Below are 14446 nucleotides of genomic sequence, written 5' to 3'. Positions count from 1 at the left end.
CGTTTGGGGGCCCTGCCCCCGCGCCTGCGGAGCGCCCCGGGATATTTGGGAACAGATGAAAGGAGCGGGTTGCGGTGCGGCGGCTGATTGAAAAGGGCCTGATGTTCGGCAATCTGGTCGAGGTCTCCTCGCCCGCGCTGGTGGAGCGTTACCGGCGCGCGTTGCGGCATCTGACGGGGAAGGACACGGCGCTGACCGATTTTCACATCGACATTTCCGGCTATGCGCCGGAGATCGGCGATGAGCTGGGAGATGATCTTTATCTCAACCCCAATGGCTGCAACCGGCAGTTCATCCTGCTGACCACGGCGCAGAAAACGGCGCCGCTGCTGCATATCAGGTTTTCAACATCGCGCGGCATCCTGCAACAGTTCATCGAGGCGAACGAGGCGCAGTTGTTCGCGCTGACCGCACGCGATGCGGTGGCCGGAGAGTTGGAGAACAGCGTTTACGAGGTGTCCACCCCGGCGCGGCTGTTCGACATGCGGCGGGTGACGGTGCAGGCCGACACCATCGGCGGCCATGTGCGCGATGCGGGCAAGCTTGCCGCGCTGGTGGATCGGTTCCGGCGCGAGCCGGAAGGCTGGCGCGACGATGTGCTGATCGCGCAGATGATCGAACTTGCCAAAAAGACTGGCGATGTGACGCGGGTTCCAATCTCGTTGCCCGCCATGAGCTTTGAACAGCCTGATTTCTGGACCGCGCATTTCGGCGGCCTGTATATCTTCCGCGACCTGGCCTTTCCGGGGGTAATCACACGCGCGCCGAAAGCGGGGCTCGGCGCCCTGCCAGTGGCGCCGGTGATGGATCTGGGGGACCGGAACGCGATTGCCGATTGGCTGGAGCGGAACAAGCTGGTCGAACCCATCGTGCAGGCGCGGGGCACCGATGTGGCGGCGATCCTGCGGCAGAAGATGGATTTCATTCTGGTCGATGCGGCAGACGCGCTGAACCTTGATCTGGGGCAGGCGACGCGGGCCGATCTGCGCAAGATCGCGCATCGGCTGGGTGCGGCGCTGCCGGCGGAGTTTCAGGGGTTGGGCGCGCTGCTGCGCTGGGTGGAAGGGGCGGGGGACTGGCCGCGGCTCACCTCGGAACATCCGGCCTATTTCTATACGTTGCGGGCAAGGCCGGGGCGGCTGCGCGATCTGGTGAACATGCTTCTGGCCGAGCTGGCGCCGTTGGACGTGCGGCAGCTTTACATCACCCACAAGGAACTGTTCTACGACAGCTACCGCGGCTGGAGCGACCGCAAGCGGCAATATGTGGCGGATTTTCTGGAGCGGGAGTATCTGGTGGACCGGCAGGGTGCCCGACGCGCGCTGTTCGGGCCGGAGCCGGGGATGGATGAGTTGCAGCGCCCGGAAATGCGTGAGGGGCCGAAACCGGCGCCCGATCTGTTGCAACGTGTCGGGCCCTGGGGGGCGGTGAGGGGGAGGGGATGATCGGTATTCTGCGGGCCTGGCTTCTTGGCCTTGTCGTCCTGACGGCCTTCTACTGGCTGCTGAAGATCTACTTCCGGTCCACCCGGCGCGAGAGGCTGGAAAAGCAGTTCGAGGCCGAGGCGATGACGGGCGACCGCGATGCCTGGGTCGAAGCGCAGATGAAGGACTACGGGCGCAGCCTGAAGCTGAAGCTCGTCTGGCTGGTTTATATCCTGCCGATGATCGGCATGGCACTGGCCATCTATTTCGTGAATTACGACTGAAGGAGTGCCCTTGGCATGTGGAAATATATCAAATGGGGCTTCCGCATCACGGTGCTGATCATCGTGGCGGCCTTCCTGCACTACACTTTGCCGCAGCGGGATATCGTGCGGATCACCGGCACCTACAACCGGCTGACCGAAGTGGGGGCGAACTCGATCTTCTACGCCTCGCCCGACAGCGGCACGACCACCAATACGGTGGACCGGCGTGACATCCGTTTCATCGAGGCGGTCTATCCCGATGGTGGGCCGATGGTCTATCGCAACGAGGATACCGGCTGGATCTGGCCGCCCTATTTCAAATACGACAGCTCCAACCTTCAGGCCGAGGCGACCAATGCCATCTCGCCCAAGGACAAGCCGGAATGGGTGGCGGTCACGCATTACGGCTGGCGGCTGCCGATCTTCTCGATCTATCCCAATGCGGTGAAGATCAAGGCCGTCGCGGGGCCGGATGTGCGGCTGATCCCCTGGGTGAACATCGTGGTTCTGGTGCTGCTGGGTCTGCTGGTCCTGATGCTGTGGCGCATGTGGGCCCAGTTCAAGGAGCGGATGATCGAACCGGCAATGGATGATCTGAACAACACGCTGGATGCGGTGGATGCGCGGGCCGATGCGGCGCGGGACCGGGCGCGGGGCTTCTGGGGGCGGTTGTTCGGCAGGAAATGACGGTAGGGCCGGGGGCCTTGGCCCCCGGCGTCCTGCTCAGTCGCCGAGCTTGGCGTGAACCTCGTCCAGGTCAATCTCGCCAATCGGCATCTTGTTGCCCGGATTGTCGAAATCGTATTTGAACAGCTGGAAATCGCGCTTGTAGATTTCCCAGACCAGATGGCGCGACAGGTCATCGAAGTAGTCTTCCACCGGGTGCAACCGCTTGGGGCCATGCCCCTCGCTTTCGTTGAACTTCGGGATCTTCTTCAGGTTGACCTTTTTCTTGCTCTTGATGTTGTCCAGCACGACCTGCATGCCTTCATCGAATTTTTCGGTGAAGAAGATGTGGTCATACTGGCCGCCGTTGACGATGAAGGTCGAGATATGGCCCGACATCGCCGACCAGTGGATGTCCGGCTCCATCGGTTTGCGCCAGCGGATCGTATCGCGCGCGAACAGCAGGAAGCGGCGGAAGCTCGCGATCTGGTCGAACTCCTGTTTGCCATCGTCGCCACCGACCTCGATGCCGTATTTCTGGATCAGAAGCGGTACAAGGTTGCCGCGATAGCGTTTGCCATTGCGCTGGATGCCGCAGATCTTGTCGAAGAAGCTCGACAGGATGCGGGTATAGGGGTTGCGCACGCAGGTGAAGGCATAGCTCTTGTGCCCCTTCACATTCGCCTCGATCAGGGGTTGGCTGGCCTCCTGGCTCCATTTGTGGAGGCCCTTGGTCGAATCGTGGATGTCGCCGTCGAAGAACTTGCCATGGTCGGAATAGAACATGATCTGCCCGATGGACGAGCAGGCACACTTGGGCACGACCCGATACACCACACTTTCGCTTTCCGTCATCCAGGTTCCCGGGAACCCCATCGGCCACGCCTCCAAACACCTTTCGCCCCGCGGCGGCGGGGCTTCTGTCTTACTCGTCACAAAAAGCAAACAAACACTGTCTTTTCAATGACCAGTAAAGCATTTTATGGAAACAGTGACGAATAGCATCGGGGTCAGGTTTCCTGCATGGCAAAGATTGCCTATATTTTGTTGTGCCACAAGGACCCTGAAGGGATCATCGCTCAGGCGCAGCGCCTGACGGCGGCTGGTGACTATATCTCGATCCATTTCGATGCCCGCGCGAAGCGGGAGGATTTTGACCAGATCCGTTCCGCGCTGGCGAACAACCCCTCGGTGACCTTCGCGCGGAAGCGGCTCAAATGCGGCTGGGGGGAGTGGAGCCTGGTCGATGCCTCGTTGCAGGCAGTGCGCGCGGCGGTCGAGGATTTTCCGCGCGCGACGCATTTCTACATGCTGTCGGGCGACTGCATGCCGATCAAGACCGCCGAATATGCCCATGATTTCCTGGATCGTGAAGAAGCCGACTACATCGAGAGCTTCGATTTCTTCTCTTCGGACTGGATCAAGACCGGCATCAAGGGCGAGCGGCTGATCTACCGCCACTGGTTCAACGAACGGACCCAGAAATGGCTGTTCTACACCTCGATGGGGCTACAGCAGAAATTCGGGCTGGAGCGGACGATCCCCGAGGATCTGACCATCCAGATCGGCAGCCAGTGGTGGTGCCTGCGCCGCCGCACGGTGGAATGGATTCTGGATTTCTGCCGCAAGCGGAAGGATGTGATGCGATTCTTCCGCACCACCTGGATTCCCGATGAAACCTTCTTTCAGACGCTGGTGCGCCATCTGGTCCCGCACGAGGAAATCCGCACCCGGACGCTTACCTTCCTGATGTTCACTGACTACGGAATGCCGGTGAACTTCTACAACGATCAGTATGATCTTCTGATCGCGCAGGATTATCTGTTCGCCCGCAAGATCTCGGTCGATGCGCAGGAGCTGAAAGAGCGGCTGGGCAACCTGTACACCTCCGAAGGGGTGCATTTCCCGGTGTCGAACGAGGGGCGCAGCCTCTACAAGTTTCTGACTGGCCGAGGCCGGATCGGCCGTCGTTTCGCTCCGCGCTTCTGGGAGACCGAGGCGAGCCTTGGACGCGAACGCACGTTGCTGATTGTCACCTGCAAGAAATGGCACGTTGCCAAGCGGCTGGTGCAGCGCATCCGCGATGTTACCGGGCTGGCGGCGGTGGATTATGTGTTCAGCGAGGCATCGACCCCGTTGCCCGATCTGGGCGGAATCCAGTCGACGCTGGAAAAGCGCACGCGCCATCGCCGGGCGCTGGTGCGGATGCTGTTCGATTACTGGGATACCGACAAGCTGGTGCTGTGCATCGACCCCGCGAATGTGGAGCTGATGCAGGATTTCTACAATGACCGCTCTAACGTGCGGCTGCTGGAAATCGAATGCGACTTTACCGACGACTATCTTCTGGGCCACGCCCGGCGGGTGGGGCTGGCAGGGGACAGGACGCCACAAGAGGTTCTGGACCGGCTGCTGCCGACCATCCGCTATGACGTGCGCTTTGAAAGCGACCGTATCCGCGACGCGGATTTCGAGAATTTCCATCGTATCCGGCAGGCTGCCACGGTAGAGGATAATGCCGGACCGCTGGCCGCCTTTCTGGGTGTGTCGCGCGGCAAGGCGCAAGAAATCGCAGAAACCCATTATCTGTTCGTGGACTGAAACCGATGCCCTACACCTATGACCCGCAGAACATCTTCGCCCGTATCCTGCGTGGCGAGATTCCCAACCGGACGGTGCTGGAAACCGCGCATACGCTGGCCTTCCACGACATCGCACCGCAGGCGCCGGTGCATGTGCTGGTGATCCCGAAAGGCGCCTATGTGACCTACGATCACTTTGCCCGCGACGCCTCGGATGCCGAGATCGCGGATTTCCACCGCACGGTGGCCAAGGTCTGTGCGCTGCTGGGCATTCAGCCGGGCGAGGGGGGCGAGGGGTTCCGCGCCATCACCAATGCCGGGGAGCATGGCGTGCAGGAAGTCCCGCATTTCCACCTGCATATCCTGGGGGGCCGCCCCATGGGGCGGATGGTGGCGCGCGCCGAGGGCTAATGCGCAGACTTCGGGTCGTTTCCGGGGCTGCCAGACGTCAGTCTGGCCAAAACCCCGGAGGAGACCCATGCCGATACACTTCACAGCCCTTGCCACCGAAACCGTGCGCCGCCTGCAAGCGGGCGGTGCAGATGCCAACCATATGGCGCCGGAGCGCCATATCGCGCAGGGCAGCGGCAACCCCTGCCGCCATTGCCTGAGCATGATCCCCGAAGGTGCGCCGATGCTGGTGCTGGCGCATCGGCCCTTCCCGGTCATGCAGCCCTATGCCGAATGCGGGCCGATCTTTCTGTGTGCGGAAGATTGCCATCAGGGCGGCGGGGCGGATCTGCCCGCAATGCTGGCCTCGCCGGATTACATCATCCGGGGCTACGGCCATGACGACCGTATCGTCTATGGCACGGGCGCGGTGGTCCCGACCGATCGCCTGATCGCCGAGGCGGAGGCACGGCTGGATGATCCGCGCATCGCCTATCTGCATGTCCGGTCGGCCCGGAACAATTGCTACCAGTGCCGGATCGACCGGGCCTGAGCGGCAGGCCGCACGAGGTCAGACCAGTCGGCTGACCTCGACCGCCGCGCGCACGAAATCGGCGAACAGCGGATGCGGGGCGAAGGGCTTCGATTTCAGTTCCGGGTGGAACTGCACGCCGATGAACCACGGGTGGTCCTTCACCTCAACGATTTCCGGCAGACGGCCATCGGGCGACATACCCGAGAAGATCAGCCCACAGCTTTCCAGCTTGTCCTTGTAGCGGATATCCACCTCGTAGCGGTGGCGGTGGCGTTCCTCGATCTCGGTTGCGCCATAGACGCGGGCGACATTGGAGCCATCCTTGAGGCTGGCGTTATAGGCGCCAAGCCGCATGGTGCCGCCCTTGTCGTCACCGACCTTGCGTTCGACCTTGTGATTGCCCTGCACCCATTCCTTCAGGTGATAGACCACCGGAGTGAACCGCTTTGCGCCGGCCTCGTGGTCAAACTCCTCGGAACCTGCATCGGTCATCCCGGCCAGATTGCGCGCGGCCTCGATCACCGCCATCTGCATGCCAAGGCAGATGCCCAGATAGGGGAGGCCCTTCTCACGGGCATATTGCGCGGCGCGAATCTTGCCTTCGGTGCCGCGTTCGCCAAAGCCGCCGGGCACGAGGATGGCCTGGAAACGTTCCAGATGCGGGGCGGGGTCTTCGCGTTCGAAGATCTCGCTGTCGATCCATTCGGCTTTCACGCGGGTCCGGTTGGCCATGCCGCCGTGGGTCAGCGCCTCGGCAATGGATTTGTAGGCATCTTCCAACTGGGTGTATTTGCCGACGATGGCGATGCGCACCTCACCCTCGGCATGGGTCAGACGGTCCATCACGTCTTCCCAGCGGGCAAGATTCGGGCGGGGCGCCGGGGCGATGCCGAAGGCATCCAGCACCGCCTGGTCCAGCCCCTCGCGATGATAGGCCAGCGGCGCCTCGTAGATGGTTTTCAGGTCATAGGCCGGGATCACCGATTCCGGGCGCACGTTGCAGAACAGCGCGATCTTGGCGCGTTCCTTTTCCGGGATCGGATGTTCCGACCGGCAGACCAGCACATCGGGGGCAAGGCCGATGGATTGCAACTCTTTCACGCTGTGCTGGGTCGGCTTGGTCTTCAGCTCGCCGCTGGCCGCAAGATAGGGCAGCAGCGTCAGGTGCATCAGGATGCACTGGCCGCGCGGGCGTTCGTGGATGAACTGGCGGATCGCCTCGAAGAAGGGCAGGCCCTCGATGTCGCCCACCGTGCCGCCGATTTCACACAGCATGAAATCGACCTCTTCCTCGCCAATGCGGAGGAAATCCTTGATCTCGTTGGTGACGTGGGGAATCACCTGGATCGTCTTGCCGAGGTAATCGCCCCGGCGTTCCTTCTCCAGCACATTGGAATAGATCCGGCCGGAAGAGATGGAATCGGTCTTGCGGGCCGAAACGCCGGTGAAGCGTTCGTAATGGCCAAGATCGAGGTCGGTTTCGGCGCCATCGTCGGTCACGAAGACCTCGCCATGTTCAAACGGCGACATGGTGCCCGGATCGACGTTCAGATAGGGATCGAGCTTGCGCAGCCGCACCGAATAGCCCCGCGCCTGCAACAGCGCCCCAAGCGCCGCAGAGGCAAGCCCCTTGCCGAGCGAGGACACCACACCGCCGGTGATGAAGATGTAACGTGCCATTGTGCGGGTCTCCCGTGAAACGCTCGAAAGGTAAGGCGATTCGCAACATCGGAATCGCAGCATCACGGGAGCCATGGCTTAGCCGGATTTTCGGCAAAGCGCAACAGGCCCGCTAGATGCTGTTTGCAGCCGCGGCGATATGCCTAGGATTAGTGACCGTCAGTTGTTCTGCGCGGGGGCTTCGACCGGCTGATCGGCGCGCGGCGGCGTAAGCGGCGCATCGGTGGTGCCGGGCGGCAGCAGATCGGTGCCAAGGGGCGAGGCAGGCTGTTGCTCAGCCGGGGCTTTTGCCGGGGCAGAGCCGCCGATCTGGTCGATAACCGAGCCACCGTCGGCCTGACGCGCTGCCATGATCGTCAGCGTGAGCGAGGTCACGATAAAAGCCGTCGCAAAGATCCAGGTCAGCTTCGTCAGGGCGTTGGCCGCGCCGCGGGCCGAAACGACCCCACCGCCGCCGCCACCCATGCCAAGGCCGCCACCCTCCGACCGCTGCAACAACACGACGCCGATGAGCAGGAGCGCGAGGATCAGATGGATGGTGAGGATGACGTTTTGCATGGTCCCGCCGTTTTCGGTGCTGACGCGCCTATCTAGGCGGAAGGGGCCAAGGGCGCAAGGGCACAGGTGTGCCGCAGGGGGCGGTGTTGTGCCCGTCAGGTGTGATTGTGCCGGGTTCGCCACCCCGAAGGCGTTCGGGATGGCGGTGTTGATTGAGTATTTGGACAAGAAGCAGGCAGCAGAGGCCGGGCAGGACGGCGAACGGCGCTCAGCTTTCTTCCTGCCAGCGGGTGAAGCTGTCTTGCAGGGCGGTATCAAGGGCGCGTCCCGCTGCGAAGGCGCTCAGATGTGCGGGCAGGGGTATGGTGTCGGGAAGGACGGGCGAGGGTTCGGGGTGGCCGATCACCGTCGTCACCGGGATCACCCCGGCCCAGACCGGCCAGATGCCATCCTCCTCGTCATCGCCGACATTGACGCCGCGCACTTTGGCGCTGGCTTCCTCTATCTCCATGCGGACGACGGAGGTGGCCTTGATTTCCTGTGTGGTCATCGGGCGCAATTCGGCATTGCGGCCGGGGAACAGGCGGTCTGTCACAGCGTAGAGGGCGCGTTCCTTTTCCGCCGCGTCGTCGACAAGGTGAGCTTTGCCAAAGACCATGGCGCAACGGAAGTTGGCAGAATGGTTGAAGGCCGAACGGGCCAGCACCAGCCCGTCCAGATGGGTGACGGTAACGCAGACCGGCAGTCCGGGGCCCTGGGCGCGCAGCATGCGGCTGGCGGAGGAGCCATGCCAGTAAAGCGTTTCCCCATCGCGCCAGTGGATCGTGGGCGTGCAATAGGGCAGGCCGTCGATCGTATAAGCGACATGAGCCAGCATAGCGCTGTCGAGGATCGCGTGGACGGTGGCCCGGTCATAGCTGCCGCGTTTGGGGTTGCGTTTGATGCGGCTGCGCGGGCCGGGGGTGTAGGGGGCGGTCATGGTCTACCTGTCGAAGCCGGTTGTTTGCAGCAGATGTAAGGGGCAGAATTGGTTTGGCAGAGATCCAATCAGAGGAAAATTATGCAGACCAATAGGCCGGACTGGTCGGCGCTGATGCCCATTCTGCCAGAGCAGGGACCGAGGGCACGGGCGATATATGCGGCTCTTCGGCAGCGGATCGAGGAGGGTGCCCTGCCGTCGGGCACCAAACTGCCGCCCACGCGCGATCTGGCGGCGCGGCTGGGGGTGGCGCGCGGGGCGGTGGTGGCGGCGTTCGAGATGCTGGCGGCCGAGGGCTTCACCGAGGCAAAGGTCGGGTCTGGCACATTCGTGGCCGAGGCGGTGCCGTGCCTGGTGCCGGCGGGTCCGGCGCCGGTGCCTCCGGTCTTTGTGGCGCGCGACCTGCCGGGCGATCTGGGTCTGGGATTTCCCGATCCGCAAAGTCTTGAACGCCTGCGGGCCATCCTTGCGCGGGTTCTGGCGCGGCCACCGGCAGCGCTGTTCCATTATGGCGATCCGCAGGGCGATGCGACATTGCGGGCCGAGGTCGCCGCCTATCTGCGTGCGGCGCGGGGGTTGCGGCTGGACCCGGCGCAAGTGGTGATCACCTCCGGGGCACAAGGGGCGCTGGATCTGGTGGCGCGGGCGGTGCTGGCGCCCGGTGATCCGGTCTGGATGGAAGATCCGGGTTATCCTTCGGCCAAGGCGGCGTTCGCGGCGCAACGGCTGGTGCCGGTGCCGGTGGATGACGAGGGGCTGGATGTCGCGGCGGGGCGGGTACTTTGTGCCGGGGCGCGGGCGGCCTATGTCACGCCCTCGCACCAGTTTCCGCTGGGGGTGGTTTTGACCATGCGGCGGCGTCTGGCGCTTCTGGACTGGGCGGCAGAGGCCGGTGCCTGGGTCGTCGAGGATGATTATGACAGCGAGTTCCGCTTTGCCGGGCCGCCCCTGGCCGCGATGCAGGGCATGGATGGGCGGGGCCGGGTGATCTATGTCGGCACCTTTTCGAAAGCGCTGATGCCGGGGCTGCGGCTGGGCTATATGGTTTTGCCCGAGCCACTGCTGGCGCCGGTGATTGCACTGCGCGGGCGGGCCGACCGGGCGCCTTCGGCACTGACGCAGGCGGCAATGGCCGAGTTTCTGGCTGCGGGCCATTTCGCGCAGCATCTGAAACGCGCGCGGCGACGGGTGCGGGCGGCGCGGGATGCGCTGGTATCCGAACTCGCGGCGGCAGGGCATCGTGTCCGCATCCCCGAGCAGGGCCTGCATCTGGTCGTGGCGCTGTCCGATACCACCGACGATCTGCGACTGGCGGGCCAGGCCCGGGCCGCAGGGCTTGGCGCGCGGTCGCTTTCTGCGATGTCGATACAGCCCGGCGGTCGCAAGGGGCTGGTCATCGGCTTTTCCGGCCACGAGCCCGAAACGCTGGCGGCGGCAGTGCGGCGCGGTCTGGCGGCGGCTGGTCTGACCTGAGGTGCAGCGGGCATTTTCTGCTGTCATCGCGCGCGCGGCCTCTATATACCGGCGCCGGTTTCACACCTCCGAAGGAGTCTGGACATGGCCAATGTCGTCGTCGTCGGTGCCCAATGGGGCGACGAGGGAAAAGGCAAGATCGTTGACTGGCTGAGCGAGCGCGCCGATGTGATCGCGCGGTTTCAGGGCGGCCACAACGCGGGCCATACGCTCGTCATCGACGGCAAGGTCTACAAGCTGAATGCGCTGCCCTCGGGTGTGGTGCGCGGCGGCAAGCTGTCGGTCATTGGCAATGGCGTGGTGCTGGACCCCTGGCATCTGGTGTCAGAGATCGCCAAGATCCGCGAGCAGGGCGTGACCATCACCCCCGAGACGCTGATGATCGCGGAAAACACCCCGCTCATCATGCCCTATCATGGCGAACTGGACCGCGCGCGAGAGGCGCAGGTCGCGGTGGGCAAAATCGGCACCACCGGGCGTGGGATCGGGCCGTGTTATGAGGACAAGGTGGGGCGGCGGGTGATCCGTGTCGCCGATCTGGCCGATCAGGCGACGCTGGAACTGCGCGTCGACCGGGCGCTGGTGCATCACAATGCGCTGCGCGCCGGTTTGGGGCTGGAGCCGGTGGACCGTGATGCGCTGATCGCCGCGCTGAACGCCATCGCGGGCGAGATCCTGCAATATGCCGCGCCGGTCTGGAAAGTGATGAACGAGCTGCGCCGCGCGGGCAAACGCATCCTGTTCGAAGGCGCGCAGGGTTCGTTGCTGGACATCGACTTTGGCACCTATCCCTATGTCACCTCGTCGAACGTGATCGCGGGGCAGGCGGCGACGGGCGTGGGTCTTGGGCCGAATGCCATCGACTTCGTTCTGGGGATCGTGAAAGCCTATACCACCCGCGTGGGCGAAGGCCCGTTCCCGACCGAGCTGCATGATGCCGATGGCGAGCGTCTGGGCACCCGTGGCCATGAATTCGGCACCGTGACCGGGCGCAAGCGCCGCTGCGGCTGGTTCGATGCGGCGCTGGTGCGGCAGACCTGCGCGATTTCCGGCATCAACGGCATCGCGCTGACCAAGCTCGACGTGCTGGACGGGTTCGAGACGATCAAGATCTGCACGGGCTATATGCTGGACGGGCAGGCGCTGGATTACCTGCCGACGGCCGCCGACCAGCAGGCCCGCTGCACCCCGGTCTACGAGGAAATCGAGGGCTGGAGCGAATCGACCGAAGGCGCGCGCAGCTGGGCCGATCTGCCGGGCGCCGCGATCAAATACGTTCGCCGTGTCGAAGAGCTGATCGGTTGCCCGGTGGCGATGCTGTCGACCAGCCCGGAACGGGACGACACCATCCTCGTCACCGATCCTTTCGAGGATTGATCCGGTGGCTATGGGCTATCGCGTCCGCAAGCGCCTTGCGCTGGTGATCCTTCTGGTCGGTCTGCCGTTTTATATTGGCGCGGTCTGGGGGATCATGGGGGCACTGGACCGGCCGCCGATCTGGGTGGAGTTTCTGGTCTATGTCGGGCTCGGCTTCCTGTGGATGCTGCCATTCAGGTTCATCTTCAGGGGGATCGGCCAGGCTGACCCGGATGCGCCCCCGGCACAGGACGACTGAAAAGGGAAAGGCGGAAGGGAAACCTTCCGCCTTTCGCCTGTCCGGGGAGGGTGGCAGCCCGTCGGACCCGGAAAAGGGGGTGAGCCTTAGGCTCAACCCACCAGTTTGCGGGCCTCGGCCAGATAGTGCGAATCTTCTGCCAGTGCATACTGGCCCCGGCGGACCTTCACGATACGGCCGGTGCGCAGCAGCGTCCCGAAGCTGCGCAGGCTGTCCTCGCGCAGGCTCGATTCGGAGTCCGAGAGGCTGGCGACCTGCCGCATGATCTGTGGCCGGGTGAATTGCGGGCGGCCCTCGACACAGGCGGCATAGGCGGCGGCGGCCTCCAGAAGCGCCCCCAGATCCTGCGCACCAAGGCGTTCTGCAAATTCCGCGAAGCCACGGGTGTCGGCGAAGAGGTTGTCCTCGTTCTCCAGCTCGTCATCTTCTTCTTCGGCCAGGGCGGCGGAACCCGCGATGCGGCGCGGACGGATCGGGCCAACCTCGGCCGGGCGCGGCGCAGGTTCGGCCACCGGCGCGCGGTCTATGCGCTGTTCCGAAACCAGAACCAGCGGGCTGGGCCGGGTCGCGTTCGGGGCGGACGGACGTACGATGCGGGACAAATCCTCGCGATAGGGATCTTGCCGTTCGGTATCGTTCACCGGCTTGGCAGCCCCGGCGCGGCGCTCGGCCACGGTGGCGGCCACGGCGGCCTTGAGATGGGCGATGGCCGACAGGCGACGGCGATTCTCCGCCCCCTGCATCTGGTTGTTCGTCTCGGCAATCAGCCGTGACATAGCAGCCTCGCCTTCGGGTTCGACGTCTGCCAGCGCGTTGCGGCGCGGGGCAATCGCCGGACGTACCGGCCGGACGGGGCGAATGGCGGTAGGTTCATGCGGCACGGGGGCGCTCGGCGGCGGCAGATCGGGCGTTTCTGCGCCGAGTTCCGCTTCGACTTCGCCAAGTTCGCGCAGCAGATCGGCTTCGGCCTCGGGCGACAGCGGGGCGTCCTCCTCGGCGGGCCGGGCGGTGGCTTCCGTCACCTCTTCGGCATCGTCGGCGGGTTGCGGCGTCGTGCGGCGGATGCGGATGACACGGGCACGAGCGCGCTGGATACGTTCCGAAGCGGTGCCGCCGGTTTCATCTTCTTGCAGTTCGGCCGCTTCAGGGGCGGTCGCAGCCTCGGCAGGTTCTGTCTGGGCTTCCGGCTCCGGCGCGGCGTCCGGCGTGATCTCCTCCTCGTCCTCCGACAGGAAATCATCGTCATCCAGGCTGTCAGCCAGATTCGCTGCCGGGGCGGTGGCAGGTGCGTTCAGCTTTGCCAGCAGATCATCAAGATCATCGCCGTCATCCGCTTCGTCATCGCTGTCACGGGCCATCTCGGGCTCTGCCGGAATCTCGGCTTCTGCCTCGACTTGCAGGGCGGCGAGGATGTCTTCGGGCTGTTCGTCAGAAACTTCGGAGGCTTGCGCAGCAGCGGCGTCTTCGTCGACATGCGTATCGAGACCCGCCAGATTGGCCAGCAGTGCATCTTCGGCGCCGAAATCGGCTTCGGGTTCGGGCGAGGTGAAATCTTCGCTGTCATCCACGACCGGCTCAGCCACCGATTCGGCCACATCTTCGATTTCGGCGGGCTCGGGCAGGGCGAGATCGGCCATGTCGGGGTCAGACAGGGCCAGAGCATCTTCCACCACCACGTCGTCGACAGGCAATTCCGCAACCGGGGTCGCCGGCACATCCTCTGCGGCCTCATTCTCGAAATATTCGGCAGCAGCGGGCGCGGCCGTTACCACGGCAGCGGCAGGCACCTTGGCTTCGGCCACGGCGCGGCGGATGCGCGAAAGCTTGGCGGCAACGCTTTCCGATTGCGGCGCGGGCTCAGGTTCTGCCGCTCTCGGGGCAGGAGGCGTCTCCTCGGCGGCAACCTGAGGCGCCGGCGCGGCAGGTGCGGAGGCAACGGGTGCGCTGATCGCGGCCTTGGCCGGGATATCGGAATCGCCTGCCCGCAGGATCACGCCGTTCTCCTGGATCTTTGCCTCGACCCGGCGCTGGATCTCGCGTTCGGCAATCCGGTGCAGCATCGCCGCATCGGGGGTTGGCGGTTCGGCGCCGAAATAGCGGTCTTCGGCGGCGAGATCACGGAAATACTCGGCAATCGCCTTCATCGTGTTGAAGGGGTCGTCGAATCCCTCCAGCGTGCAGGAAAACGTGCCATAGGACACCGTAAGAATTTTACTTGCTCCGACCATCGGATGCTCGCCTTCTACTAACCTATGACCCCAATTTACCTTCCGGCCGCTCAATTCCGTGGACAGACCGGGGTAATTTGAAGGATTGATTATGGCCCGTGGCGCCGGTG

Annotated in this window: 14 protein-coding genes; 9 read left to right on the top strand and 5 right to left on the bottom strand. The window is 64.0% G+C overall.

Annotation, left to right across the window (positions count from 1 at the left end):
* The first annotated feature begins 74 nt into the window (after positions 1–74).
* Genes AO684_RS12580 through AO684_RS12570 form a run of 3 tightly spaced genes read left to right on the top strand, consistent with a single transcriptional unit; the run spans position 75 to position 2377 of the window.
* Positions 75–1445, top strand: a complete 1371-nt coding sequence (locus AO684_RS12580) for a DUF6638 family protein (RefSeq protein WP_054303098.1) — start codon at positions 75–77, stop codon at positions 1443–1445.
* Positions 1442–1708 (top strand): hypothetical protein, encoded by a 267-nt coding sequence (locus AO684_RS12575; protein ID WP_054303097.1) that lies wholly within the window; start codon positions 1442–1444, stop codon positions 1706–1708. The genes AO684_RS12580 and AO684_RS12575 overlap by 4 nt, the downstream gene beginning before the upstream one ends.
* A gap of 15 nt (positions 1709–1723) precedes the next feature.
* On the top strand, positions 1724–2377 hold the full coding sequence (locus AO684_RS12570) for a DUF1523 family protein (protein ID WP_152968413.1): 654 nt from the start codon (positions 1724–1726) through the stop codon (positions 2375–2377).
* A 36-nt stretch (positions 2378–2413) separates the two neighbouring features.
* Here AO684_RS12570 and AO684_RS12565 read toward each other — a convergent pair whose 3' ends face one another.
* Entirely contained in the window at positions 2414–3232 is an 819-nt protein-coding gene (locus AO684_RS12565) for a sulfotransferase family protein (RefSeq protein ID WP_054303096.1), read from the bottom strand.
* 147 nt (positions 3233–3379) lie between these two features.
* Between AO684_RS12565 and AO684_RS12560 the strand changes: the two genes are divergently transcribed.
* From AO684_RS12560 to AO684_RS12550, 3 genes are all read left to right on the top strand, one after another.
* Positions 3380–4957 (top strand): DUF5928 domain-containing protein, encoded by a 1578-nt coding sequence (locus tag AO684_RS12560; RefSeq protein ID WP_054303095.1) that lies wholly within the window; start codon positions 3380–3382, stop codon positions 4955–4957.
* A 5-nt stretch (positions 4958–4962) separates the two neighbouring features.
* The gene (locus AO684_RS12555) at positions 4963–5349 is read left to right on the top strand and encodes an HIT domain-containing protein (protein ID WP_054303094.1); all 387 of its coding nucleotides are present in this window, start codon (positions 4963–4965) and stop codon (positions 5347–5349) included.
* Positions 5350–5416: 67 nt separating this feature from the next.
* Positions 5417–5881 carry a DUF1203 domain-containing protein gene (locus AO684_RS12550; RefSeq protein ID WP_054303093.1) on the top strand — a complete coding sequence of 155 codons (465 nt, stop codon included), beginning with the start codon at positions 5417–5419 and terminating at the stop codon, positions 5879–5881.
* A gap of 18 nt (positions 5882–5899) precedes the next feature.
* On the opposite strand, the gene AO684_RS12545 is transcribed toward AO684_RS12550, so the two are convergent.
* From AO684_RS12545 to AO684_RS12535, 3 genes are all read right to left on the bottom strand, one after another.
* Positions 5900–7543 (bottom strand): CTP synthase, encoded by a 1644-nt coding sequence (locus tag AO684_RS12545; protein ID WP_054303092.1) that lies wholly within the window; start codon positions 7541–7543, stop codon positions 5900–5902.
* 159 nt (positions 7544–7702) lie between these two features.
* Positions 7703–8101, bottom strand: a complete 399-nt coding sequence (gene secG, locus AO684_RS12540) for a preprotein translocase subunit SecG (protein WP_054303091.1) — start codon at positions 8099–8101, stop codon at positions 7703–7705.
* A gap of 208 nt (positions 8102–8309) precedes the next feature.
* Positions 8310–9020, bottom strand: coding sequence for a pyridoxamine 5'-phosphate oxidase family protein (locus AO684_RS12535; RefSeq protein ID WP_054303090.1), 711 nt, complete (start codon positions 9018–9020; stop codon positions 8310–8312).
* An 81-nt stretch (positions 9021–9101) separates the two neighbouring features.
* On the opposite strand from AO684_RS12535, the gene AO684_RS12530 reads away from it, so the two are divergent.
* From AO684_RS12530 to AO684_RS12520, 3 genes are all read left to right on the top strand, one after another.
* A complete protein-coding gene (locus tag AO684_RS12530) occupies positions 9102–10493 on the top strand; it encodes a PLP-dependent aminotransferase family protein (protein WP_054303089.1) in 1392 nt (463 codons plus the stop codon).
* Between the two features lie 84 nt (positions 10494–10577).
* A complete protein-coding gene (locus AO684_RS12525; protein WP_054303088.1) occupies positions 10578–11870 on the top strand; it encodes an adenylosuccinate synthase in 1293 nt (430 codons plus the stop codon).
* Positions 11871–11880: 10 nt separating this feature from the next.
* Positions 11881–12108, top strand: a complete 228-nt coding sequence (locus AO684_RS12520) for a DUF2842 domain-containing protein (protein ID WP_353936518.1) — start codon at positions 11881–11883, stop codon at positions 12106–12108.
* 92 nt (positions 12109–12200) lie between these two features.
* Here AO684_RS12520 and AO684_RS12515 read toward each other — a convergent pair whose 3' ends face one another.
* Positions 12201–14336: a hypothetical protein gene (locus tag AO684_RS12515; RefSeq protein WP_054303086.1), complete on the bottom strand. Its 2136-nt coding sequence runs from the start codon at positions 14334–14336 to the stop codon at positions 12201–12203.
* Between the last annotated feature and the right edge of the window lie 110 nt (positions 14337–14446).

It is taken from the genome of Gemmobacter sp. LW-1 (assembly GCF_001303875.1).
In the GTDB taxonomy this organism is placed as follows: domain Bacteria; phylum Pseudomonadota; class Alphaproteobacteria; order Rhodobacterales; family Rhodobacteraceae; genus Gemmobacter; species Gemmobacter caeni.
Note: the sequence above shows the minus strand (reverse complement) of the source record. Positions and strands in the feature narration are given on the sequence as shown.